This window comes from Streptomyces sp. NPDC005070, assembly GCF_053600395.1.
In genome coordinates this window covers 1-23,755 of the sequence record NZ_JBSFZS010000047.1, presented here as the reverse complement: position 1 = coordinate 23,755, position 23,755 = coordinate 1, and the positions used below count along the sequence as shown (strand labels likewise).

Here is a 23,755-nt window from a genome sequence, read left to right as displayed (position 1 = left end):
GGCGGCACCCTCGCGCCCTGCCCCTCCATCGCTCTATCGCGCACTCGTGACGACAGTCACGAACAGGTGATAACTTGGTGGGACAGCCGTATCGCGTCGCCCCCGCCCTAGGAGGCCGCCCGCCATGAGTCCTTTCACCGGCTCCGCCGCCCGCACCGCCGACTGGCGGCATCTGAGGTACGAGCTCACCGACGGCGTCGCCACGGTCACCCTGGCCCGCCCCGAGAAACTCAACGCGCTCACCTTCGGTGCCTACGCCGACCTGCGCGACCTGCTCGCCGAGCTGTCCCGCGAGCGGTCCGTGCGGGCCCTGGTGCTCGCCGGCGAGGGCCGCGGATTCTGCTCCGGCGGCGACGTCGACGAGATCATCGGCGCGACCCTCTCCATGGACACCGCCCAGCTCCTCGACTTCAACCGGATGACCGGGCAGGTCGTCAGGGCCGTACGGGAATGCCCGTTCCCGGTGATCGCGGCGGTGCACGGGGTGGCGGCGGGCGCCGGAGCCGTGCTGGCGCTGGCCGCGGACTTCCGGGTGGCCGACCCGAGCGCCCGCTTCGCGTTCCTCTTCACCCGGGTCGGACTGTCCGGCGGCGACATGGGCGCGGCCTATCTGCTGCCCCGCGTGGTCGGACTCGGCCACGCGACCCGGCTGCTGATGCTCGGTGAACCGGTGCGGGCGCCCGAGGCCGAACGCATCGGGCTGATCAGCGAGCTCACCGACGAGGGGCACGCCGACGAGGGCGCCCAGGCGCTGGCCCGCCGTCTCGCCGACGGCCCGGCCCTGGCGTACGCCCAGACCAAGGCGCTGCTCACCGCCGAACTGGACATGCCGCTCGCGGCCGCCGTCGAACTGGACGCCGCGACCCAGGCCCTGCTGATGAACGGCGAGGACTACACCGAGTTCCACGCCGCCTTCACGGAGAAGCGGGCCCCGAAGTGGCGGGGGAGGTGAGCCCGCGATGCGGGTGAAGGCCGGCGCTCGGCGTGTCGCGGTGATCGGCGGTGGCCCCGGCGGCCTCTACGCCGCGGCGCTCCTCAAACGCCTGGATCCGGACCGCGAGATCACCGTCTGGGAGCGCAACGCGCCCGACGACACCTTCGGTTTCGGCGTCGTCCTCTCGGACGAGACCCTGGGCGGCATCGAGCACGCCGACCCGGTCGTGTACGCCGCGCTCCAGGCCGAGTTCGTCCGCTGGGACGACATCGACATCGTGCACCGCGGGGTACGGCACACCTCCGGCGGCCACGGCTTCGCCGCGCTCGGACGGCGCCGGCTCCTGGAGATCCTGCACGAACGCTGCCGCTCGCTCGGCGTCGGCCTGCGCTTCACCGCCGAGGCCCCGCCCGTGGACGAACTCATGGCGGAGTACGACCTCGTGGTCGCCGCCGACGGCGTGCACAGCCTCACCCGCGCGGCCCACGCGGAGGTGTTCCGGCCGTCCGTCGAGGAGCACCGCTGCCGCTACATCTGGCTCGCCGCCGACTTCGCCTTCGACGCCTTCCGCTTCGAGATCGCCGAGACCGAGCACGGCGTGATGCAGCTCCACGGCTACCCGTACTCGGCCGAAGCCTCCACCGTCATCATCGAGATGCGCGAAGAGGTCTGGCGCGCCGCGGGGTTCGCCGGCCTCGACGAGGCGGAGTCCGTCGAGCGGTGCGGCAAGATCTTCGCGGACGCGCTCGGCGGACGCCCGCTGCGCGCCAACAACTCGACGTGGACGACCTTCCGCACGATCGTCAACGACCGTTGGTCGCACGGAAATCTGGTCCTGCTCGGCGACGCGGCGCACACCGCGCACTTCTCCATCGGCTCCGGGACGAAGCTCGCCGTCGAGGACGCGCTCGCACTGGCGGCCTGTCTGGAGGAACAGACCTCACTGGAAGAGGCGCTGGCGGCCTACGAGGAGGAACGGCGCCCGGTCGTCGCCTCCACCCAGCGGGCCGCCCGCGCCAGCCTCGACTGGTTCGAGAACGTCGGCCGCCATCTCGGCCAGCCCACCCGGCAGTTCGCGTTCAACCTCCTCACCCGCAGCCGCCGTGTCACGCACGACAACCTGCGGCTGCGTGATCCGCACTTCGTGGCCGCGGTCGAGCGCGAGTTCCGCTGCCCGCCCGGCACCCCGCCGATGTTCACCCCGTTCCGGCTGCGCGGACTGACCCTGCGCAACCGTGTCGTCGTCTCGCCGATGGACATGTACTCGGCCGTGGACGGCGTCCCCGGCGACTTCCATCTCGTCCACCTGGGAGCCCGGGCCCTGGGCGGCGCGGGGCTGGTCATGACCGAGATGGTGTGCGTCAGCGCGGAGGGGCGCATCACCCCCGGCTGCGCGGGCCTCTACACCGCCCGGCAGGCCGAATCCTGGCGGCGGATCGTGGACTTCACGCACCGTCAGGCCCCGGGCGCCGCGATCGGCCTCCAGCTCGGCCACGCCGGCCGCAAGGGCTCGACACGGCTCATGTGGGAGGGCATCGACGAACCCCTGCCGGACGGCAACTGGCCCCTCGTGGCCGCCTCGCCGCTCCCGTACAAGCGGGACAGTCAGACACCCCGTGAGCTCTCGCGTGCCCAGCTCACCGATCTGCGCGAGCAGTTCACCGCGGCTGCCTGTCGCGGGGCCCGCTGCGGCTTCGACCTCCTCGAACTGCACTGCGCCCACGGCTACTTGCTCTCCGGCTTCCTCTCCCCGCTGACCAACCGGCGGACCGACGCGTACGGCGGGTCGCTGGAGAAGCGGCTGCGCTTCCCCCTCGAGGTGTTCGACGCGATGCGGGCGGTGTGGCCCGCCGAGCGCCCGATGACCGTACGCATCTCCGCCACCGACTGGGCCGAGGGCGGCACCACCGGCGACGACGCGGTCGCGATCGCCCGGGCCTTCGCGGCGCACGGCGCCGACGCGGTGGACGTGTCCACCGGCCAGGTCGTGGCGGACGAACGCCCCGAGTACGGCCGCTCCTACCAGACGCCGTACGCGGACCGGATCCGGAACGAGACCGGGATCCCGGTGATCGCCGTCGGCGCGATCTCCTCCTGGGACGACGTCAACTCCCTCATCCTGGCGGGGCGGACGGACCTGTGCGCGCTCGCCAGGCCGCATCTGTACGACCCGAACTGGACGCTGCACGCCGCCGCCGAACAGGGCTACGAGGGGCCTGGCGCCGACTGGCCGCCGCCCTACCGCGCCGGCAGCCGCCGCCCGCAGACCGGCCGTACCGACGCACCCAAACCGCGTCTCACCCTGGGGACGTGAGCGATTCCGGGTGCCCCGGCCACGGGGGCACCCCGGCGAACTCCGCGCCCGCGTCCCGCAGTCGCTCGTGCAGCGCCCGGAAGACGGTCGCCGAACGGGCGCCGGGCCAGTCCCCGGGGAGCAGGGCCGCGGGCAACCCCGGGTCGGTGTAGGGGAGATGGCGCCAGGAGTCGAGGGCGAGCAGATAGTCGCGGTAGGCCTCGGCGGGCGGGGTGTCCGTCCGGTCCTCCCAGGTGTGCAGCACCCGCGCGTGCCGGCCGAGGAACGCCTCGTGCTCCTTGGCGATCGCGGTCAGGTCCCACCAGCGCGCCACCGCGTCGGCCGTGGCCGCGAACCCCAGATGCTCGCCCCGGAACAGCTCCACGTACCCGTCGAGCCGCAGCCGTTCCAGGGTGTGCCGGGTCTCCTCGTACAGCCGTGCCGGGGCGATCCACACCCCGGGAGCGGCCGTGCCGAAGCCGAGACCGGCCAGCCGTGAGCGCAGGACGTGCCGCTTCTGCCGCTCCGACTCGGGCACGGAGAACACGGCGAGCACCCAGCCGCCGTCCTCGGGGGGCGTCGTCGCGTACACCCGGCGGTCGCCGTCGTCGAGCAACTGCCGTGCGTCCGGCGACAACGCGTAGCCGGCCGCGCCCGCCACGGTGCGCGCCGGCTCAAGCAGTCCGCGGCGCTTGAGCCGGGACACCGACGAACGCACCGAGGGCGCGTCCACGCCGACCGCGGCGAGGAGCCGGATCAACTCGGCCACCGGCACCGGACCGGGCGCGAAGCGGCCGTAGGCGCCGTAGAAGGTGACGATGAGGGACCGGGGGGCGTGGTGCTCTGACACGCTGATCACTCTAGTGCGCGAAGATCACTTGAGATCGCCGTCCGCGGGCAGGCCGCCCTCGGGCGCCGAGGCCGGCTCCCGCGGAACAGGCGGCGACGGGGTGCCCGTACCGCCGTCGGAACGGGTCTCCTCCCGCAGTCTGAACCGCTGGAGCTTGCCCGTGGCGGTCCGTGGCAGCGCGTCCAGGAAGACGATCTCGCGGGGGCATTTGTACGGCGCCAGCTCGGACTTGAGGAAGGCCCGCAGCGCCTCGCCGTCCCTCCGGGCGCCCTCCTTGACCACGGTGTACGCCACCACGATCTGCCCGCGCGCCTCGTCGGTCCGTCCGACGACGGCCGTCTCCAGGACGTCCGGATGCCGCAGCAGCGCGTCCTCGACCTCGGGGCCCGCGATGTTGTACCCGGCCGAGATGATCATGTCGTCGGCGCGGGCCACATAGCGGAAGTAGCCGTCGGGGTCGCGGACATAGGTGTCACCGGTGATGTTCCAGCCGTCGCGTACGTACTCCCGCTGCCGGGGGTCGGCGAGATACCGGCAGCCGACCGGGCCGCGCACGGCCAGCAGACCGGGTTCGCCGTCCGGCACCGGCGTCCCGTCGGCGTCGACCACGCGCGCGTGCCAGCCCGGCACGGGCAGGCCCGTCGTGCCGGGGCGGATGTGCCCGTCGGCGGCGGAGATGAAGATGTGCAGCAGCTCGGTGGCGCCGATGCCGTTGATGATGCCGAGGCCGGTGCGGCCCTCCCAGTCCCGCCAGGTCGCGGCGGGAAGGTTCTCGCCGGCGGACACACAGCGGCGCAGCGAACCGACGTCGTGCCCGTCCGCCTGCGCCTCCGCCTCCGCCATGTCCGCCAGCATCGCCCGGTAGGCGGTCGGCGCGGTGAACAGCACGGAGACCCGGTGCTCGGCGATCGCGGGCAGCAACTGCCTGGGGCCCGCCTGTTCGAGCAGCAGGGAGCAGGCGCCGGCGCGCAGCGGGAAGACCACGAGACCGCCGAGCCCGAACGTGAAGCCCAGGGGCGGACTGCCCGCGAAGACGTCGTCCTCGCGCGGCCGCAGCACATGCTTCGAGAACGTGTCCGCGATCGCCAGAACGTCGCGGTGGAAGTGCATACAGCCCTTGGGTCGCCCGGTGGTGCCCGAGGTGAACGCGATCAGCGCCACGTCGTCGGCGGCCGTGTCCACCGCGTCGAAGGGATCGTCCGGGGCCCCGGTGATCCGCAGCAGCAGATCGTCGGGCGCGTCACCGCCGTACGTCGTGACCCGCAGCCCGGGAGCCTCCGCCTTGACCAGGTCGTCGACCGAGCGGACGTCGCACAGGGCGTGCGTCACCCGTGCGATCGAGCAGATCGTGCCCAGTTCGTGCGGCCGTTGCTGCGCGAGCACCGTGACGGCGACCGCGCCCGCCTTCAGCACCGCCAGCCAGCAGGCCGCGAGCCACGGTGTGGTCGGGCCGCGCAGCAGCACCCGGTTGCCCGGCACGACGCCCAGCTCGCCGGTCAGCACATGGGCGATCCTGTCGACCCGGGCGCGGAGCTGTCCGTACGTCCACGGCGCGCCGGACGGCGTACGGAACACCGGGCGTTCGGGGTCGGTGTCCGCGAGGAGCTCGGCGGCGCAGTTGAGCCGGACGGGGTAGCGCAGCTCGGGCAGGTCGAAGCGGAGCTCGGGCCACTGCTCGGGGGGCGGGAGATGGTCGCGCGCGAAGGTGTCGACGTGGGCCGAGCGTGCCGGCCCCGGAATGTCTGCGGGATCCAGGGGATCCACAAGGTCCATGGCGTCTCGCCCCCTTGCCTTGGTGGGCTGCCTCGGTGGGCGTCGTGGTGGGCTCGCACAAGGAGCGTATCGTGTTGGTGACGACAGTCAACGGTTCGCGATAACGTGGGTGGCGTCCGATGGGGAGAGAGGACGGGCAATGACCGCATTCTCGCTCGAACCGGGGCAGACCGCCTGGTGTGCCGAGCTGCGCGCGCTGGCCGCGGAGCACCTGCGCCCCCTGGCCGACAAGGGCGAGCCGGGCCACGTCAACCGGCCGCTCGTCGCCGAACTCGGCCGGCTCGGACTGCTCTCCCGCCTGTTCACCTCCGGCGCCCTCGACCTCTGCCTCATGCGTGAGTCCCTGGCCCAGGTCTGCACCGAGGCCGAGACGGCACTCGCCCTCCAGGGGCTCGGCGCCCATCCCGTCCACGCCCACGGCACCGACGCCCAGCGCGGACACTGGCTGCCCCGGGTCGCGGACGGCACCGCCGTGGCGGCCTTCGCGCTGAGCGAGCCCGGCGCCGGTTCGGACGCCGCCGCGCTGGCGCTCCGGGCGGACGAGGACGGCACCGGCGGCTGGCGGCTCACCGGCGAGAAGTGCTGGATCTCCAACGCCCCCGAGGCCGACTTCTACACCGTCTTCGCCCGCACCGCGCCCGACGCCGGAGCCCGCGGTGTCACCGCCTTCCTCGTCCCCGCCGACCGCCCCGGGCTCACCGGCACCCCGCTCGACATGCTCTCCCCGCACCCCATCGGCGCCCTCGCCCTCGACGCCGTACCCGTCACGGCCGACGACGTGCTCGGCGAACCCGGCCACGGGTTCCGGGTCGCCATGAACACCCTCAATCTCTTCCGGCCGAGCGTGGGCGCCTTCGCCGTCGGCATGGCACAGGCCGCGCTGGACGCGGCCCTCGCGCACACGGCGCGGCGCGAGGCGTTCGGCGGCCCGCTGAAGGACCTGCAGACCGTGGCCCACCAGGTCGCCGAGATGGCGCTGCGCACCGAGGCGGCCCGGCTGATGGTCTACGCGGCGGCGGCGGCGTACGACGCGGGGGCGCCGGACGTGCCCCGGCGGGCGGCGATGGCGAAACTGCTCGCGACCGAGACCGCCCAGTACGTCGTGGACGCGGCCGTCCAGTTGCACGGGGCCCGCGCCCTGCGCCGTGGCCACCTGCTCGAACACCTCTACCGCGAGGTGCGCGCGCCCCGCATCTACGAGGGCGCCAGCGAAGTCCAACGGGCCATCATCGCGAAGGAGTTGTACCGCGTATGACCGTCGAGCGCGTCAATCCGCCCGAGCTCTCCCCGCCGGCCGGGTTCTCGCACGCCGTCGTCGCCACCGGCTCCCGCGTCGTCTTCCTGGCCGGACAGACCGCCCTGGACGTGGACGGGAAGGTGGTGGGGGAGACCCTGCCCGCGCAGTTCGAGCGGGCACTGGCCAATCTGCTGACCGCGCTGCGGGCGGCGGGCGGCACTCCCGCGGACCTGGCCCGGGTGACCGTCTACGCCACGGACGTCGCGGACTACCGTGCCCACGTCGCCGAACTGGGCGGCATCTGGCGCCGGCTGGCGGGCCGCGACTACCCCGCGATGGCCGTCGTCGGCGCCTTGCGCCTGTGGGACGAACAGGCGCTGGTCGAACTCGACGGGTTCGCCGTGCTGGCGTAGGACCGCGGGGCGCGGCGGGGAACGGGGATCAGGCCGCGACGGCCAGCAGGCCGGCGAACAGCCGGTGCGGAGCGACCACACTGCCGTCGGGGAGCAGTTCACCGCTGTCGTCGAAGACGATCGCGCCGTTGCACAGGAGGTTCCAGCCCTGCTCGGGATGGGCCGAGACGATGTGCGGGGCGATGGCGTCCGCGGACGGGCACGAAGACCGGTGAGAACACATGGTGCACCTCCACGTGGGATGCGAAGAGTGTCGGCGGCGCTGTCGTCGCCCTCGCATGTACAGACCATGCGCGCGCGGCGAACTGATCGGAACACCCGGCCGTGAAGCGTGACAACACGAGGACAACTCTCGGACGTCCCCAAGACGGACGGCGTCAACTCGCCACCAAAGGGGTGATGATCACCGGCTTCGGGGCTTTGGACCGGTACCTGTTGAGCACCCTTGCAGGTCCCCGTTCCAGGAGGTATCCCATGTTGTTCCGCCAGGCCGTCGGCGCGGCCGCCGGTGCCGCGCTGCTCCTGTTCCTCGCCCCGTCCGCCGTCGCCCTGTCCGTCCCCTCCGACGAGCTGACCGTCGACCAGACCGCCACGGTCGCCGCCGACGGCACCGTCACCCTCTCCGGCACCTACCGCTGCACGGGCGCCTCGGGTCCCGTCTTCGTCTCCTCCTCGGTGTCGCAGAGCGACCCCCGGGTCAGCCAGGGCATCGGCGGCACGACGGCACTCTGCGACGGCGCCGAGCACACCTGGACCAACTCGGAGAGGCCCGGCACCGACCCCCTCAAGGCGGGCCCGGCCCACGTCCAGGCCACCATCATGGAACTGAGCGCCACGGGTCTCCCGCTCCCCGCGTTCCACGCGGTCAAGGACCAGGACATCACCGTCGTACAGGGCTGAGCGGGTACCGGGAGGGCCGCCGACGGTGGTCGGCGGCCCCTCGGCGGCTCACACGGGACAGGCCGTGTGGACGGTGGCCCGTCGCACGGCCTCGCTCCACGCACGTACGCCTCGGCGAACTGGGTCTGCCCACCGACGTCCCGTTCCTGGCGGCGGTGGGGCAGGCCCTCGACCACCGCTGGCTGCGGTTCACGGCGTTCACCGACTGGTTCCACCACGACACGGCGGACGAGGCCTTCGCGGTACTGGATCCCGCCCGCAGCCGCGTGGCGGTGCTGGCCGCCACCGACACCGGCGGCTGAGACCGCGCGCGAGGCCGTCGGCCGGGTTCGGTCGGCGGTCCGGCGGGTGCGCTCACCCTTTCAGTCCCCTACACATGCGTCCCCCGCCCGTCGATGGTGCCCTGAGGTGGAGTCGGTCGAGAGGAGCGGTCGTGCCTGCGACAGGGGCCCGGGGAGCGGGCGGGATGGACGGCACGGCCAGTGAGCTGCTGTTGCGGACCGGGCGGTTCTTCCGGCGGGGGGAGACCTCCGCCGATCTGCGCACGCTCTCCAAGGAGGGCGGTCGGAGCGGCGACGTCTTCTACCGGGACCGGTGGAGTCACGACAAGGTCGTGCGCTCCACGCACGGGGTCAACTGCACGGGCTCCTGCCGGTGGAAGGTGTACGTCAAGGACGGCATCATCACCTGGGAGACACAGGAGACGGACTACCCGAGCGTCGGCCCGGACCGCCCCGAGTACGAGCCGCGCGGCTGTCCGCGGGGCCGCGTTCTCCTGGTACACCTACTCGCCGACGCGGGTGCGCTACCCGTACGTCCGCGGAGTGCTCCTGGAGATGTACCGGGAGGCGAGGGCGCGCACCGGCGACCCCGTCACCGCGTGGGCCGACATCCAGGCCGACCCCGAGCGGCGCGGACGCTACCAGCGGGCCCGGGGCAAGGGCGGCCTGGTGCGGGCGAGCTGGGACGAGGCCGTGGAGATGGCAGCCGCCGCGTATGTCCACACCATCAAGACGTACGGCCCCGACCGCGTCGCCGGGTTCTCGCCGATCCCCGCCATGTCCATGGTCTCGCACGCCGCCGGTGCCCGGTTCCACTCGCTCATCGGCGCCCCCATGCTGTCCTTCTACGACTGGTACGCCGATCTGCCGGTCGCCTCCCCGCAGGTCTTCGGCGACCAGACGGACGTCCCCGAGTCGGGGGACTGGTGGGACGCGGCGTACCTGATGATGTGGGGCACCAACGTGCCGGTCACCCGGACCCCGGACGCCCACTGGATGGCCGAGGCGCGCTACCGGGGCCAGAAGGTCGTCGTCGTGTCCCCGGACTACGCCGACAACACGAAGTTCGCCGACGAGTGGCTGCATCCCCATCCCGGCACCGACGGAGCACTGGCCCTCGCGATGGGCCACGTCGTGCTGAAGGAGTTCTTCGTCGACCGGCAGGTGCCGTTCTTCACGGACTACGTCCGGCGGTTCACCGACCTGCCGTTCCTCGTCACCCTGCGGGAGCACGAAGGACGTCACGTCCCCGACAAGTTCCTGCGCGCCTCCGACCTCGGGGACACCGCCGAGGGCGCGGAGTGGAAGACGGTCGTCCTCGATGACGACACCGGCCGGCCGGAGGTTCCCGGCGGGTCGCTCGGTTTCCGCTGGACCGAGTCGGGCGAGGGCCGGTGGAATCTGGAACTGGGTGAGCTGGAGCCCCGGCTCTCGCTGCACGGACGGGAGGACGCCGTACCGGCCGAGGTGCTCCTGCCCCGCTTCGACACCGACGGCGGTCCGCACGGCCAGGGCAGCGGGGCGGTCCGTGCCGGCGGTGTCCCCGCGGTGCGGGTTTCGGCGGCCGTCTGGTGACGACCGTGTACGACCTGCTGCTCGCCCAGTACGGCGTCGGCCGCGACGGTCTGCCCGGCACCTGGCCCCAGGGGTACGACGACGCCTCCGTCCCCTGCACGCCGGCCTGGCAGGAGATCCACACGTCCGTCCCGGCCGCGGCGGTCGTCCGTACCGCGCGGGAGTTCGCGGACACCGCCGAGCGTTCCCGGGGCCGCTGCATGATCCTCATGGGCGCCGGCACGAACCACTGGTTCCACTCCGAGACGATCTACCGCGCCTTCCTCGCCATCCTCCAGCTCACCGGCTGCCAGGGCCGCAACGGCGGCGGCTGGGCGCACTACGTCGGCCAGGAGAAGTGCCGCCCGCAGACCGGCTGGGCCACGCTCGCCGCGGCGTCCGACTGGTCGCGTCCGCCGCGCCAGGCGATCGGCACCGCCTACTGGTTCCTGAACACCGACCAGTGGCGCTACGACCACTACCGCGCCGACACCCTCGCCTCCCCGCTCGGCCGGGGAGCTCTCGCCGGGATGACCGCCGCCGACTGCCTCGCCCAGGCGACCCGTTCGGGATGGATGCCCTCCTACCCGACGTTCGACCGCAACCCCCTCGACCTGTGCGACGAGGCGGGCGGCCAGGACCCCGCCGCGTACGTGGTGGACCAACTCCGCGAAGGGAAGCTGGGATTCGCGGGGGAGGACCCCGACGCTCCCGCCAACTGGCCGCGCATCGTCACCCTTTGGCGGGCGAACCTGCTGGGCTCGTCCGCGAAGGGCGCCGAGTACTTCCAGAAGCACCTGCTCGGCACCACCTCCTCGCTCGGCGCCGAGGAGGCCGCCCCCGAGGAGCGTCCGCGCGATGTGCGCTGGCACGAGAAGGCACCCGAGGGGAAACTCGACCTGCTGCTGTCGCTGGACTTCCGCATGACCTCCTCCACCCTCATGTCGGACATCGTCCTGCCGGCCGCCACCTGGTACGAGAAGCACGACCTGTCCAGCACGGACATGCACCCCTACGTGCACTCCTTCACCCCGGCCGTCGACCCGCCGTGGCAGGCCCGCACCGACTTCGCCGCCTTCCACGCCCTCGCCCGGTCCTTCTCCGCGATGGCCGCGAAACACCTCGGCGTGCGCCGCGACCTCGTCGCCACCGCCCTCCAGCACGACACCCCCGGCGAGACCGCCCAACCCGGGGGCGTCGCGCTGGACTGGCGGCGCGGCGAGTGCGAACCCGTGCCGGGGAGGACCATGCCCCAACTGACGGTCGTGGAGCGGGACTACGGCGCCGTCGGCGAGAAGATGGCCACCCTCGGCCCGCTGGCCGACAAGCTCGGCCTGCCGGTCAAGGGCATCACCTTCGATGTGGCCGAGGAGGTGCGGCTGCTCGCCGGCCGGCACGGCGTCCGCAGGTCGGGACCGGCCGCGGGACGGCCGCTCCTCGACACGGCCGTCAAAGCGGCGAACACGATCCTCGCCCTGTCCGGCACCACCAACGGTCACCTCGCCACCCAGGGCTTCCGCACCCTGGAGCGCCGCACCGGACAACCGATGGCCCACCTCGCCGCCGAACACGAGGGCAAGCGCGTCACCTACGCCGACACCCAGGCGGCACCCGTGCCGGTCATCACCTCCCCGGAGTGGTCCGGCAGCGAGACGGGCGGGCGCCGCTACACCGCCTTCACCCTCAACACCGAGCACGCCAAGCCCTGGCACACCCTGACCGGACGCCAGCACTTCTTCCTCGACCACGACTGGATCCACGAACTCGGCGAGGCACTGCCCGTCTACCGGCCGCCGCTCGACATGCGCCGTCTCTTCGGGGACAGGGTCTCCACCGGCGACGACGGCCAGGCCGAGGTCACCGTCCGCTATCTCACCCCGCACAGCAAGTGGTCCATCCACTCCGAGTACCAGGACAACCTCCTCATGCTGTCGCTCTCCCGCGGCGGCCAGAACATCTGGATGTCCCCGCAGGACGCCGAGACGATCGGCGTGCGCGACAACGACTGGATCGAGGCGGTCAACCGCAACGGCGTCGTCGCGGCCCGCGCGGTCGTCAGCCACCGGATGCCGCGCGGGACCGTGTACATGCACCACGCGCAGGACCGCGTCATCGCCACACCCAGGACACAGACGACGGGCAGACGCGGTGGTACGCACAACTCCCTCACCCGGCTGCTGCTCAAACCGACCCATCTCATCGGCGGATACGCCCAGTTGAGCTGGGCGTTCAACTACCTGGGGCCGACGGGCAACCAGCGCGACGAGATCACGGTCATCCGGCGCCGCACCGAACCGGTGGAGTACTGACATGCGTGTCATGGCACAGATCGCGATGGTCATGAACCTCGACAAGTGCATCGGCTGCCACACCTGTTCCGTCACCTGCAAACAGGCGTGGACCAACCGTGGCGGCGTGGAGTACGTGTGGTTCAACAACGTCGAGACCCGCCCCGGACAGGGATATCCGCGCCGCTACGAGGACCAGGAGACGTGGAAGGGCGGCTGGGAGCTCACCAGGCGCGGCAGGCTGAAGCTCAAGGGCGGCGGCCGCTTCTCGAAGCTGGCCCACATCTTCTCCAACCCCAAACTGCCCACCATCGGCGACTACTACGAGCCGTGGACGTACGAGTACGCCAACCTCGTCGACGCCCCCCTCGGCGACGACATCCCCGTGGCGCAGCCCCGCTCGCTCCTCAGCGGCAAGCCCATGGAGATCGAGTGGAGCGCCAACTGGGACGACAACCTCGGCGGAGTGAGCGAGCACGGCGCACTCGACCCGATGGTGGCCAAGGTCCGTGAACAGGCCTCGGAGAAGGTGAAGTTCGCGTTCGAGCAGACCTTCATGTTCTATCTGCCGCGGATCTGCGAACACTGCCTGAACCCGTCCTGCGTCGCCTCGTGCCCGTCCGGCGCGATGTACAAGCGGCAGGAGGACGGCATCGTCCTCGTCGACCAGGACCAGTGCCGGGGCTGGCGCATGTGCGTGACCGGCTGCCCGTACAAGAAGGTCTACTTCAACCACCGCACCGGCAAGGCCGAGAAGTGCACGCTGTGTTACCCGCGCCTCGAAGTCGGCCTGCCCACCGTGTGTTCCGAGACCTGCGTCGGGCGGCTGCGCTACCTCGGCGTCATGCTCTACGACGCCGACAAGGTCCTGGAAGCGGCCTCCGCCCCCGACGACACCGACCTGTACGAGGCCCAGCTCGGCGTGTTCCTCGACCCCGAGGACCCCGTCGTACGCCGGGAGGCCGAACGTGCCGGCATCGCCCAGGACTGGATCGACGCGGCCCGCCGCTCGCCCGTCCACGCGCTCATCAGCAAGCACAGAGTGGCGCTGCCGCTCCATCCGGAGTACCGCACGATGCCGATGGTCTGGTACATCCCGCCGCTCTCTCCCGTCGTCGAGGCCCTCACCGAGACCGGCTTCGACGGCGAGGACGCCGGCAACCTCTTCGGCGCCATCGACACCCTGCGCATCCCCCTGGAGTACCTCGCCGAACTGTTCACCGCCGGCGACACCGCTCCCGTACGGGCCTCGCTGGAGAAGCTCGCCGCCATGCGCGGCGCGATGCGCCCCGGGCTGCTCGCCGGCGACCTCTCGGGACCGGCCCCGGTCGACGAGGAGATCGCCCGGTCGGTCGGCATGTCAGGGGAGGAGATGTACGCGATGTTCCGGCTGCTGGCCCTCGCCAAGTACGAGGAGCGGTACGTGATCCCCACCGCCGCGGTCGGAGACGCGCGACGCCTCGAGGAGTCCGTGCTGCCCGACGAGTGCAGCCTCGACTACGCGGGCGGGCCCGGGATGGGCGGCTCCGGCCCCTACGGCGAAGGGTCCGGCGAGTCGCCGCCGATGTCCGTGGAGAACTTCCACGTGCTGCGCGACCGCCAGACGGCCGACGCGCCCGCCGACCCCGCCCGCAGCCGCGTCAACCTCCTCAACTGGGACGGCCGGGGCCACCCCGCCGGACTGTTCCCCCGCCGGAACGGCGGGATCGGCGAGGACGCCGAGGACGCGCACGACGACGAGGAGGAGAGATGACCACCGCGCACGCCGTCGTCCACGCGGCGGTCGCCCGCTGCCTGGTCTACCCCGACGACGGGTTCCACGCCGGGCTGGGTGTCCTGCGCGCGGCCCTCGACGAACAACCCGGTCCGGGAGGAGGGGAGTTGCGCGCTTTCCTCGACCACGCGGAGGGCACGGGACCCGACCGGCTCCGGCAGGACTACGTCCGGACGTTCGACTTCTCCGGCCGCCGCTGCCTGTACCTCACCTGGTGGACCGACGGCGACACCCGCCGCCGCGGCCGGTCCCTGGTGCGCTTCAAGGAGATCTACCGGGAGCACGGATGGGAGTACGCGGACACCCGCGAACTCCCCGACTTCCTCCCGGCCGTCTGCGAGTTCTCCGCCCTCACCGGCACCGACACCCTCCTGCGCGACCACCGCCCGGCCCTGGAACTGCTGCGCTTCGCCCTCGTCGAGGCCGCCTCGCCCTGGGCCGGAGTCCTCCGGGCGCTCGTCGCCACCCTCCCCGGCGCCTCGCCCCGCGACCGTGCCGCCGCCCAGGCGATGGCCCGCAACGGACCACCGCGCGAGGACGTGGGGCTCGCGCCGTTCGGCACCCCGCTGCTGGAGGTCGTCACCCGATGAGCCTCGCCGACAGCCTCCTGTGGACGGCCATGCCGTACGTCACGATCGTCCTGCTCGTCGGAGGGATCATCTGGCGCCACCGCTACGACAAGTTCGGCTGGACGACCCGCTCCTCGCAGCTCTACGAGTCGAGGCTGCTGCGGATCGCGTCCCCGGTGTTCCACTACGGCATCCTCTTCGTGCTGGCAGGCCACCTCGTCGGACTGTTCGTCCCGGACTCCTGGACCAGCGCACTCGGGGTGAGCGAGACGACCTACCACAACCTCTCCCTGTACGGCGGTACGCTCGCGGGCCTCGCCACCGTCGCCGGCATCGCGCTGCTGATCTACCGCCGCCGCACCAACGGGCCGGTCTTCCTCGCCACCACCCGCAACGACAAGCTCATGTACGTCGTCCTGCTCGCCGCCATCCTCATGGGCATGATCGCCAAGCTCACGCACGCGGGAGGCCACGGGTACGACTACCGCACCACCATCGCCCCCTGGCTGCGCAGCGTCTTCACCCTGCGGCCGGACTACGCGCGGATGGACGGCGTGCCGGTGGCCTATCAGATCCACATCGTCATCGGGTGCGTCCTCATCGCCCTCGCCCCCTACACCCGGCTGATCCATATGTTCAGCGCCCCCGTGCAGTACCTCTTCCGCCCCTACATCGTGTACCGCAGCCGGGAACGCGCCAGCTCGGCACCCGTTCCGAGCGGCCCGGGTGGGAGCGAGTGCAGTGACCGCCCGGACCGCCGCTCGGACGGCCCCGGCCCCCGCCGTGCCCGGCGCCGCCTACCGCAACCTCGTCGTCTCCACGATCGGGTTCGCCATCACCTTCTGGGCGTGGAACCTCATCTCTCCCATCGCCACGCCCCTGGGCGAGAAGCTCTCGCTGAGCTCCTTCCAGCAGTCGCTGATGGTCGCCGTCCCCGTGCTCGTCGGCTCGCTCGGCCGGGTGCCCGTCGGCGCGCTCACCGACCGCCTCGGCGCGAAGCTCATGTTCCCGCTCGTCACCGCGCTGACCATCGTGCCCGTCCTGCTGCTCATCGCCGTGAAGGACTCCTACGCGGGCCTCCTCGTCGTCGGCTTCTTCCTCGGCCTGGGCGGCACGACCTTCGCGATCGGCGTCCCCCTCGTCAACTCCTGGTTCCCGCCCGCGCGGCGTGGCTTCGCGGTCGGGGTGTTCGGCGCGGGCATGGGCGGCGTCGCCCTCTCCGGCTACTTCACCCCCCGCATCTACAAGCACGGCGAGAACCTGCCGTTCGTGGTGCTGGCCGTCGGCCTGGCCGTCATGGCCGTCGTCGAGTACCTCCTCCTAGCCGACCGCCCCGACCGCGTGGTCCCCACCACCTCGCTGGGGCAGCGGCTGGGCGACGTCGGACGTCTGCGGGTCACCTGGGAACTCGCGGCCCTGTACGCGATCGGGTTCGGCGGCATCGTCGCGTTCGGCGTCTACCTGCCGACCTACCTCAAGACCTGGTACGACCTGTCGCCCACCGACGCCGGTACCCGGGCGGCCGGTTTCGCGCTCGTCACCGTCGTCTTCCGCCCGATCGGCGGCTGGCTCTCCGACCGCGTCCACCCCGCCGTCGTCACCTCCTGGGCCCTCGGCGTCGTGGGGATCATGGCGGTGTGCCAGGCGTTCGAACCCCACCTCGTCCCGGGCGGAACGGTCTTCCTTCTCGTGATGGCGGCCGGCCTCGGCACCTCCAGCGGCAGCGTCTTCGCGATGGTCGCGCGGGTCACACCGCCGCCGAAGGTCGGCAGCGTCACCGGCATCGTCGGCGCGATCGGCGGACTCGGCGGCTTCGTCCCGCCCCTCGTCATGGGAGCCGTCTACAGCGCCAAGAGCTCCTACGCCATCGGCTTCATGCTGCTCTCCGACCTCGCCCTGGCCGGCTGCGTCTACGCCTTCGGGCGCATGCGCGAGGTGGGCCGGGACCAGCAGACCACCTGAGACCGCGAAAGCCCCGCGGACGCCGCCGCGCCCTGCCGGACCCGTGTGCGAACGGGTCCGGCAGGGCACGGTGACATCAGGGCGGGGCCCGGCCGATCGCAGGTCCTGCAGCCGGTCAGATGTCCCGGAAGATCTCGATCTGCGCGCCGATCGAGTTCAGACGCTCGGCGAGGTCCTCGTAACCGCGGTTGATGACGTACACGTTCCGCAGCACCGAGGTGCCGTCGGCCGCCATCATCGCGAGCAGCACGACCACGGCGGGCCGCAGTGCGGGCGGGCACATCATCTCGGCGGCGCGCCAGCGGGTCGGGCCCTCGACGAGCACGCGGTGCGGGTCGAGCAACTGGAGCCGGCCGCCGAGGCGGTTGAGGTCCGTCAGGTAGATCGCCCGGTTGTCGTAGACCCAGTCGTGGATCAGCGTCTGGCCCTGCGCGGTGGCCGCGATGGCCGCGAAGAACGGGACGTTGTCGATGTTCAGGCCCGGGAACGGCATCGGGTGGATCTTGTCGATCGGCGCCTCCAGCTTGGAGGGCCGCACGGTGAGGTCGATCAGCCGCGTACGGCCGTTGTCCGCGAAGTACTCGGGCGTGCGGTCGTGGTCGAGGCCCATCTCCTCCAGGACCGCGAGCTCGATCTCCAGGAACTCGATCGGCACCCGGCGCACCGTCAGCTCCGACTCGGTGACCACGGCGGCGGCGAGCAGGCTCATCGCCTCGACCGGGTCCTCGGAGGGCGAGTAGTCCACGTCGACGTCGATGTTCGGCTCACCGTGCACGGTGAGCGTCGTGGTGCCGATGCCCTCCACCCGTACGCCCAGGGCCTCCAGGAAGAAGCAGAGGTCCTGGACCATGTAGTTGGAGGAGGCGTTGCGGATGACCGTGACGCCGTCGTGGCGGGCGGCGGCGAGCAGCGCGTTCTCGGTGACCGTGTCCCCGCGCTCGGTCAGCACGATCGGGCGTCCGGGGGTGACGGACCGGTCGACGCGGGCGTGGTAGAGCCCCTCGGTGGCGGCGATGTCGAGTCCGAACCGGCGCAGCGCGATCATGTGCGGCTCGATGGTGCGGGTGCCGAGGTCGCAACCGCCCGCGTAGGGCAGCCTGAAGGCCTCCAGGCGGTGCAGCAGCGGGCCGAGGAACATGATGATGGACCGCGTGCGGATGGCGGCCTCGTGGTCGATGGACTCCATGTCCAGCTCGCCCGGCGGCACGATCTCCAGATCGATCCCGCCGTTGATCCAGCGGGTGCGGACGCCGATCGAGTTGAGGACCTCCAGCAGGCGGTAGACCTCTTCGATCCGGGCCACCCGGCGCAGCACCGTGCGCCCCTTGTTCAGGAGCGTCGCGCACAGCAGGGCGACACAGGCGTTCTTGCTCGTCTTGACGTCGATCGAGCCGGACAGACGACGCCCGCCGACGACGCGCAGATGCATCGGACCCGCATATCCGAGCGAGACGATCTCGCTGTCGAGCGCCTCACCGATGCGGGCGATCATCTCAAGGCTGATGTTCTGGTTGCCGCGCTCGATGCGATTGACAGCACTCTGACTGGTGCCGAGCGCCTCGGCGAGCTGCGACTGTGTCCAGCCCCGGTGTTGCCGGGCGTCACGGATGAGCTTGCCGATACGTACGAGGTAGTCGTCTGCCATGGCGCGACCGTATATCGGATGTGAGATAAACAAAAGTGGACCGCCGCCTTCCGAGTGATGGGGGTCACCAGGCGGTGTTCGAGGGGCAGTTCGGATGCCGCGCACCGGCGCGGCGACGGCGCCCGCGGGGTGCCTGCACCTCCGCGAGCCCGTGCCGCCGTGCGTGAATGCCGTGAAGATGCGCTTCCGTGACGGTTCGTCGGTGACGGACTCTTTGTCGCTATTGGGTCACTTTGCCTTGCGCGTGGTCTTGCGCCACCCGAACGGCCCCGGCAGGTCCATCGACGTCGTCCTGCGTCCGGTGCTGCTGTGCGTGCGCTTCGGCCCGTTCTTTCCGCCCGAGGTGATGGACCACGACTTGCGGTTGATGTTGAGCCGCAGTCCGGGAAGGATCCGGAAGCTCTTGCGGAAGGTGAGCGGCATGGGTGCCCCCCTGTGTCGTCGTGCCGGGACTCTCCCGGCGGACACCGGGTACCCCGAAACGGCTCCGGTGTGCCTGTCCGTGGCTTCGGTGCGTCAACTTCCTTCGGGAGGCGGTGTCGTGGCCGTCCCGACGCCGGATCCGTCCGGAGGCGGCTCGTCGGCGACAGGGGAGCGGATACGTCCCTGTGGCCCGGTGGTGCCGGATGATGCGGGCATTCCGCGCGCGGCGGGGCAAGCGGTGCGGCCCGGACATGCGGGCGTGCGGACATGACCTGCCCGCCCCCATGCACTAGAGTTATCTCGACATCGAGATATCTGCCGAGGCGTACCGCAGCAGCGCGCCGCCATCGGTCCGGCGGTAAGGGCTACCTAACTTAGCCTTACCTTAGCGGATCGGTCATGGCGTCGTGGCGGCAGGATGCGGTGGGAACGCGCACATCAATGAAGGAGACTGTCGTGTCGGCGAACAGCTTCGACGCCCGCAGCACGCTGCAGGTGGGCGACGAGTCGTACGAGATCTTCCGGCTGGACAAGGTGGAAGGCTCGGCTCGCCTTCCGTACAGCCTGAAGGTGCTGCTGGAGAACCTGCTCCGCACGGAGGACGGCGCGAACATCACCGCCGACCACATCCGTGCGCTCGGCGGCTGGGACTCGCAGGCCCAGCCCAGCCAGGAGATCCAGTTCACGCCCGCCCGCGTGATCATGCAGGACTTCACCGGCGTGCCCTGTGTCGTCGACCTCGCCACCATGCGCGAGGCCGTCAAGGAGCTCGGCGGCGACCCGGCCAAGGTCAACCCGCTCTCCCCGGCCGAGCTGGTCATCGACCACTCCGTCATCGCCGACAAGTTCGGTACGAAGGACGCCTTCGGCCAGAACGTCGAGCTGGAGTACGGCCGCAACAAGGAGCGCTACCAGTTCCTGCGCTGGGGCCAGACCGCGTTCGACGACTTCAAGGTCGTCCCGCCGGGCACCGGCATCGTCCACCAGGTGAACATCGAGCACCTGGCCCGTACGGTCATGGTCCGGGGTGGCCAGGCGTACCCCGACACCCTCGTCGGCACCGACTCGCACACCACGATGGTCAACGGCCTGGGCGTGCTCGGCTGGGGCGTCGGCGGCATCGAGGCCGAGGCCGCGATGCTCGGCCAGCCGGTCTCCATGCTCATCCCGCGTGTCGTCGGCTTCAGGCTGACCGGTGAGCTCACCCCGGGCACCACCGCCACCGACCTCGTGCTGACCATCACCGAGATGCTGCGCAAGCACGGTGTCGTCGGCAAGTTCGTCGAGTTCTACGGCGAGGGTGTGGCCGCCACGTCGCTGGCCAACCGCGCCACCATCGGCAACATGTCGCCGGAGTTCGGCTCCACCGCCGCGATCTTCCCGATCGACGGCGAGACCCTGAACTACCTCAAGCTCACCGGCCGCTCCGCGCAGCAGGTCGCGCTCGTCGAGGCGTACGCCAAGGAGCAGGGCCTCTGGCTCGACCCGGCCGCCGAGCCCGACTTCTCCGAGAAGCTGGAGCTCGACCTCTCCACGGTCGTCCCCTCCATCGCCGGCCCGAAGCGCCCGCAGGACCGCATCGTCCTCGCGAACGCCGCCGAGCAGTTCAAGAGCGACGTGCGCAACTACGTCGCCGACGACGACGAGGCGGGGAAGGAGTCCTTCCCGGCCTCCGACTCCCCGGCGGCCGCCAACGGCGTTCCGTCCAACCCGGTCACGGTCACGGCCCCCGACGGCTCGACCTACGAGATCGACCACGGTGCGGTGACGGTCGCGGCCATCACCTCCTGCACCAACACCTCGAACCCGTACGTCATGGTCGCCGCCGCGCTCGTCGCGAAGAAGGCCGTGGAGAAGGGCCTGACCCGCAAGCCGTGGGTCAAGACCACCCTCGCCCCGGGCTCCAAGGTCGTCACCGACTACTTCGACAAGGCGGGGCTCACCCCCTACCTCGACAAGGTCGGCTTCAACCTGGTCGGCTACGGCTGCACGACCTGCATCGGCAACTCGGGCCCGCTGCCGGACGAGGTCTCCAAGGCCGTCAACGACCACGACCTCGCGGTCACCTCGGTCCTCTCCGGCAACCGGAACTTCGAGGGCCGTATCAACCCCGACGTCAAGATGAACTACCTGGCCTCCCCGCCGCTGGTCGTCGCCTACGCCCTCGCGGGCTCCATGAAGGTGGACATCACCCGCGACGCGCTCGGCACCGACACCGAGGGCAAGCCGGTCTTCCTGGCCGACATCTGGCCCTCCGAGGCCGAGGTCAACGACGTCGTGGCGAACTCCATCGGCGAGGACATGTTCAACAAGTCCTACCAGGACGTCTTCGCGGGCGACGCCCAGTGGCAGGCGCTGCCGATCCCCGAGGGCAACACCTTCGAGTGGGACCCGCAGTCGACGTACGTGCGCAAGCCCCCTTACTTCGAGGGCATGACGATGGAGACCACCCCGGTCTCCGACATCGCCGGCGCGCGCGTCCTCGCCAAGCTCGGCGACTCGGTCACCACCGACCACATCTCCCCGGCCGGTGCGATCAAGGCCGACACCCCCGGAGGCAAGTACCTCACGGAGCACGGCGTCGAGCGTCGTGACTTCAACAGCTACGGCTCCCGCCGCGGCAACCACGAGGTCATGATCCGCGGTACGTTCGCCAACATCCGCCTGCGCAACCAGATCGCGCCGGGCACCGAGGGCGGCTACACCCGCGACTTCACGCAGGACGGCGCCCCCGTCTCGTTCATCTACGACGCCTCGCGCAACTACATCGAGCAGGGCATCCCGCTGGTCATCCTGGCCGGCAAGGAGTACGGCTCCGGCTCGTCCCGCGACTGGGCCGCCAAGGGCACCGCACTCCTCGGCGTCAAGGCCGTCATCGCCGAGTCGTACGAGCGCATCCACCGCTCGAACCTCATCGGCATGGGCGTCCTGCCGCTCCAGTTCCCGGAGGGTGCCACGGCCGAGTCCCTGGGTCTGACCGGCGAGGAGACCTTCTCCTTCACCGGCGTCGAGGAGCTCAACAACGGCACCACCCCGCGCACGGTGAAGGTCACGACCGACACCGGCGTCGAGTTCGACGCGGTCGTCCGCATCGACACCCCCGGCGAGGCGGACTACTACCGCAACGGCGGCATCATGCAGTACGTGCTGCGCAACCTGATCCGCAACTGAGCACTCCGGTGACGCAGTTGTAGGCAGCTCCGCAGGAGTTCGAGGGCCGCATCCCCGGTTGACGGGGGTGCGGCCCTCCGCCGTCGCCCCGAACTCCCCTCCAGGACATCGGCGGTGCTCAGGTGGAACACAGGATTCCCCCAGCGGGCCGGGACACGATTGCCCCATGTACGGCGCATCCGGGGTCCTTGTCGGTCACGTCCGCGTCCCGCGGGCGCGCTCCTCGCACCCACGGTCCCTGCGCACGCGGCTCCTCGCCCTCATCGGACTGACACTCCTCGCGGTGTGCGTGACCATGGGCTTCACCACGGTGCTCACACAACGCGCCTACCTCCTCGGCGACTTGGACCGGCGCGTCGCCGAGGCGGCCGCGCGCGGCCGGGACGGCGCTCTCGGCGGCGGGTCCGGCGCGGGGACGGGCCTCGGCTCGTTCGACGGCCGGAGCCGGCCGGCCGGCACGATCACCGCCCGGCTCGACAAGGACGGCACCGTCGTCGCGGCCGAGGTGGTGACCCGTTCCGGCGGGCCGCGCGAGCTCCGCGCCGCCCAGCGCTCCGCCCTCGCCGGCATCGAGCCGGACGGCACACCGCACACCCGCACGGTCCCCGGGCTCGGCGCCTACCGGGCCGCCGCGCTCGACGGCGCCGGACGGCCCGTGCTCACCGCCCTCCCGATGGACGACGTACAGGACGCCGTACGGGGTCTGGCCGTGGTCGAGACCGTGGTGGCCGCCGGAGCCGTCACCGTCGCGGGCTCGGTCTGCGCGGTCGCGGTCCGGCGCCGACTGCGCCCGCTCGAACGGGTGGCGGCCGCGGCCGCCGAGGTCTCCCGGTCGCCGCTGGGAACGGACGAGGTGACAGGCGACGAGGGGACCGGCCAGGCCCGGGCCCCCGGACGCGACACCGGACCCGGCAGCGAGGCCGACCGGATCGGTGCCGCTCTCGGCCTTCTCGTGGACCATGTCGAGGCCGCCCGTGCCCAACGCCTGCGCGGAGAGCGGGAGATGCGGCACGGCGAGGAACGCGTGCGCGCCGGCGAGGAACGCATGCGCCGCTTCCTCGCCGACGCGAGCCACGAACTCCGCACACCGCTGGCGTCGATCGCCGGGTACGCCGAACTCATGAACCGGGACACCGGCGTCGTCGAACCGGCGACGGCCTGGCGGCGGGTGTCCGCCGAGTCGGCCCGGATGACGGGCCTGATCGAGGATCTGCTGCTGCTCGCCAGGCTCGACGAGGGTCATCCGCCGGAGGCGGCGGAGGTGGACGTGACCGTGCTGGTCGCCGAGGCCGTACGGGTCGCGCGGGCCGCGGGGGAGGACCACGTCTGGCACCTCGCCGGGCTTCCGGACTCCCCGGCCCTGGTGGCCGGCGACGCGGCCCGGCTCCGCCGGGTGGTGGCGAACCTGCTGGCCAACGCCCGTGCGCACACACCGGCGGGCACGACCGTCGTCGCCTCGGTGGAGGTCACCGGCGCGTCCTGCGCGATCCGGGTCCGCGACGACGGCCCCGGCGTCCCGCCCGCGCTGCTGCCCAGCGTCTTCGAACGCTTCACCCGCGCCGACGCCTCCCGCTCCCGCGTCTCACCCGGCCGGGGCGGCCGGGGCGGCCGGGGCGGCCGGGGCCTGACTCCGCGCAGCGTCGCCGGTCAGGTCTTCCTGCTGCAACTGGCGGTCGTCCTGCTGCTCA

General features: G+C 71.5%; 16 protein-coding genes and 2 pseudogenes. 13 read left to right on the top strand and 5 right to left on the bottom strand.

The features are described from left to right. The first annotated feature begins 124 nt into the window (after positions 1 to 124). The gene (locus ACWEBX_RS18110) at positions 125 to 952 is read left to right on the top strand and encodes an enoyl-CoA hydratase family protein (RefSeq protein WP_355762969.1); all 828 of its coding nucleotides are present in this window, start codon (positions 125 to 127) and stop codon (positions 950 to 952) included. A 7-nt stretch (positions 953 to 959) separates the two neighbouring features. Continuing rightward, complete coding sequence (locus ACWEBX_RS18105) at positions 960 to 3,248, top strand: bifunctional salicylyl-CoA 5-hydroxylase/oxidoreductase (RefSeq protein WP_451885827.1); 2,289 nt, start codon at positions 960 to 962, stop codon at positions 3,246 to 3,248. Here ACWEBX_RS18105 and ACWEBX_RS18100 read toward each other — a convergent pair. Then, positions 3,232 to 4,086 carry a PaaX family transcriptional regulator gene (locus ACWEBX_RS18100; RefSeq protein WP_451885826.1) on the bottom strand — a complete coding sequence of 285 codons (855 nt, stop codon included), beginning with the start codon at positions 4,084 to 4,086 and terminating at the stop codon, positions 3,232 to 3,234. The two genes, ACWEBX_RS18105 and ACWEBX_RS18100, sit on opposite strands and share 17 nt — an antisense overlap. A 15-nt stretch (positions 4,087 to 4,101) precedes the next feature. Further along, a complete protein-coding gene (locus ACWEBX_RS18095; RefSeq protein ID WP_451885825.1) occupies positions 4,102 to 5,850 on the bottom strand; it encodes an AMP-binding protein in 1,749 nt (582 codons plus the stop codon). A gap of 139 nt (positions 5,851 to 5,989) precedes the next feature. On the opposite strand from ACWEBX_RS18095, the gene ACWEBX_RS18090 reads away from it, so the two are divergent. Together ACWEBX_RS18090 and ACWEBX_RS18085 are read left to right on the top strand one after the other, a co-directional pair. Then, on the top strand, positions 5,990 to 7,105 hold the full coding sequence (locus tag ACWEBX_RS18090) for an acyl-CoA dehydrogenase family protein (protein ID WP_451885824.1): 1,116 nt from the start codon (positions 5,990 to 5,992) through the stop codon (positions 7,103 to 7,105). Continuing rightward, positions 7,102 to 7,500: a RidA family protein gene (locus ACWEBX_RS18085; RefSeq protein WP_451885823.1), complete on the top strand. Its 399-nt coding sequence runs from the start codon at positions 7,102 to 7,104 to the stop codon at positions 7,498 to 7,500. Before ACWEBX_RS18090 ends, ACWEBX_RS18085 begins: the two co-directional genes overlap by 4 nt. 28 nt (positions 7,501 to 7,528) lie before the next feature. Here ACWEBX_RS18085 and ACWEBX_RS18080 read toward each other — a convergent pair whose 3' ends face one another. Further along, the gene (locus ACWEBX_RS18080) at positions 7,529 to 7,723 is read right to left on the bottom strand and encodes a DUF5999 family protein (protein WP_451885822.1); all 195 of its coding nucleotides are present in this window, start codon (positions 7,721 to 7,723) and stop codon (positions 7,529 to 7,531) included. A 251-nt stretch (positions 7,724 to 7,974) separates the two neighbouring features. Between ACWEBX_RS18080 and ACWEBX_RS18075 the strand changes: the two genes are divergently transcribed. The 7 genes and pseudogenes from ACWEBX_RS18075 to ACWEBX_RS18045 all read left to right on the top strand — a co-directional run bounded on the left by ACWEBX_RS18075 (position 7,975) and on the right by ACWEBX_RS18045 (position 16,828). Then, positions 7,975 to 8,400: a DUF6299 family protein gene (locus ACWEBX_RS18075; RefSeq protein ID WP_451885821.1), complete on the top strand. Its 426-nt coding sequence runs from the start codon at positions 7,975 to 7,977 to the stop codon at positions 8,398 to 8,400. Between the two features lie 155 nt (positions 8,401 to 8,555). Then, complete coding sequence (locus tag ACWEBX_RS18070; protein ID WP_451885820.1) at positions 8,556 to 8,702, top strand: DUF6183 family protein; 147 nt, start codon at positions 8,556 to 8,558, stop codon at positions 8,700 to 8,702. A gap of 164 nt (positions 8,703 to 8,866) precedes the next feature. Beyond that, positions 8,867 to 12,544 (top strand): annotated as a pseudogene (locus tag ACWEBX_RS18065) (nitrate reductase subunit alpha). A 1-nt stretch (position 12,545) separates the two neighbouring features. Beyond that, positions 12,546 to 14,276 carry a nitrate reductase subunit beta gene (narH, locus tag ACWEBX_RS18060; protein ID WP_451885819.1) on the top strand — a complete coding sequence of 577 codons (1,731 nt, stop codon included), beginning with the start codon at positions 12,546 to 12,548 and terminating at the stop codon, positions 14,274 to 14,276. Beyond that, positions 14,273 to 14,887: a nitrate reductase molybdenum cofactor assembly chaperone gene (gene narJ / locus ACWEBX_RS18055; protein ID WP_451885818.1), complete on the top strand. Its 615-nt coding sequence runs from the start codon at positions 14,273 to 14,275 to the stop codon at positions 14,885 to 14,887. The genes narH and narJ overlap by 4 nt, the downstream gene beginning before the upstream one ends. Beyond that, positions 14,884 to 15,611, top strand: a pseudogene (narI, locus tag ACWEBX_RS18050) (respiratory nitrate reductase subunit gamma). The gene narJ and the pseudogene narI overlap by 4 nt, the downstream one beginning before the upstream one ends. Then, the gene (locus tag ACWEBX_RS18045) at positions 15,608 to 16,828 is read left to right on the top strand and encodes a nitrate/nitrite transporter (protein ID WP_451885817.1); all 1,221 of its coding nucleotides are present in this window, start codon (positions 15,608 to 15,610) and stop codon (positions 16,826 to 16,828) included. Before narI ends, ACWEBX_RS18045 begins: the two are co-directional and overlap by 4 nt. A 115-nt stretch (positions 16,829 to 16,943) precedes the next feature. Here ACWEBX_RS18045 and ACWEBX_RS18040 read toward each other — a convergent pair whose 3' ends face one another. Beyond that, positions 16,944 to 18,473 (bottom strand): helix-turn-helix domain-containing protein, encoded by a 1,530-nt coding sequence (locus tag ACWEBX_RS18040; RefSeq protein ID WP_451885816.1) that lies wholly within the window; start codon positions 18,471 to 18,473, stop codon positions 16,944 to 16,946. Positions 18,474 to 18,701: 228 nt separating this feature from the next. Further along, the gene (locus tag ACWEBX_RS18035; protein ID WP_266763518.1) at positions 18,702 to 18,896 is read right to left on the bottom strand and encodes a DUF4236 domain-containing protein; all 195 of its coding nucleotides are present in this window, start codon (positions 18,894 to 18,896) and stop codon (positions 18,702 to 18,704) included. Between the two features lie 456 nt (positions 18,897 to 19,352). On the opposite strand from ACWEBX_RS18035, the gene acnA reads away from it, so the two are divergent. Beyond that, on the top strand, positions 19,353 to 22,067 hold the full coding sequence (gene acnA / locus ACWEBX_RS18030; protein WP_451885815.1) for an aconitate hydratase AcnA: 2,715 nt from the start codon (positions 19,353 to 19,355) through the stop codon (positions 22,065 to 22,067). Between the two features lie 166 nt (positions 22,068 to 22,233). Next, positions 22,234 to 23,755 (top strand): sensor histidine kinase (locus tag ACWEBX_RS18025; protein ID WP_451885814.1); only part of this gene is annotated, 1,522 nt, incomplete at its 3' end.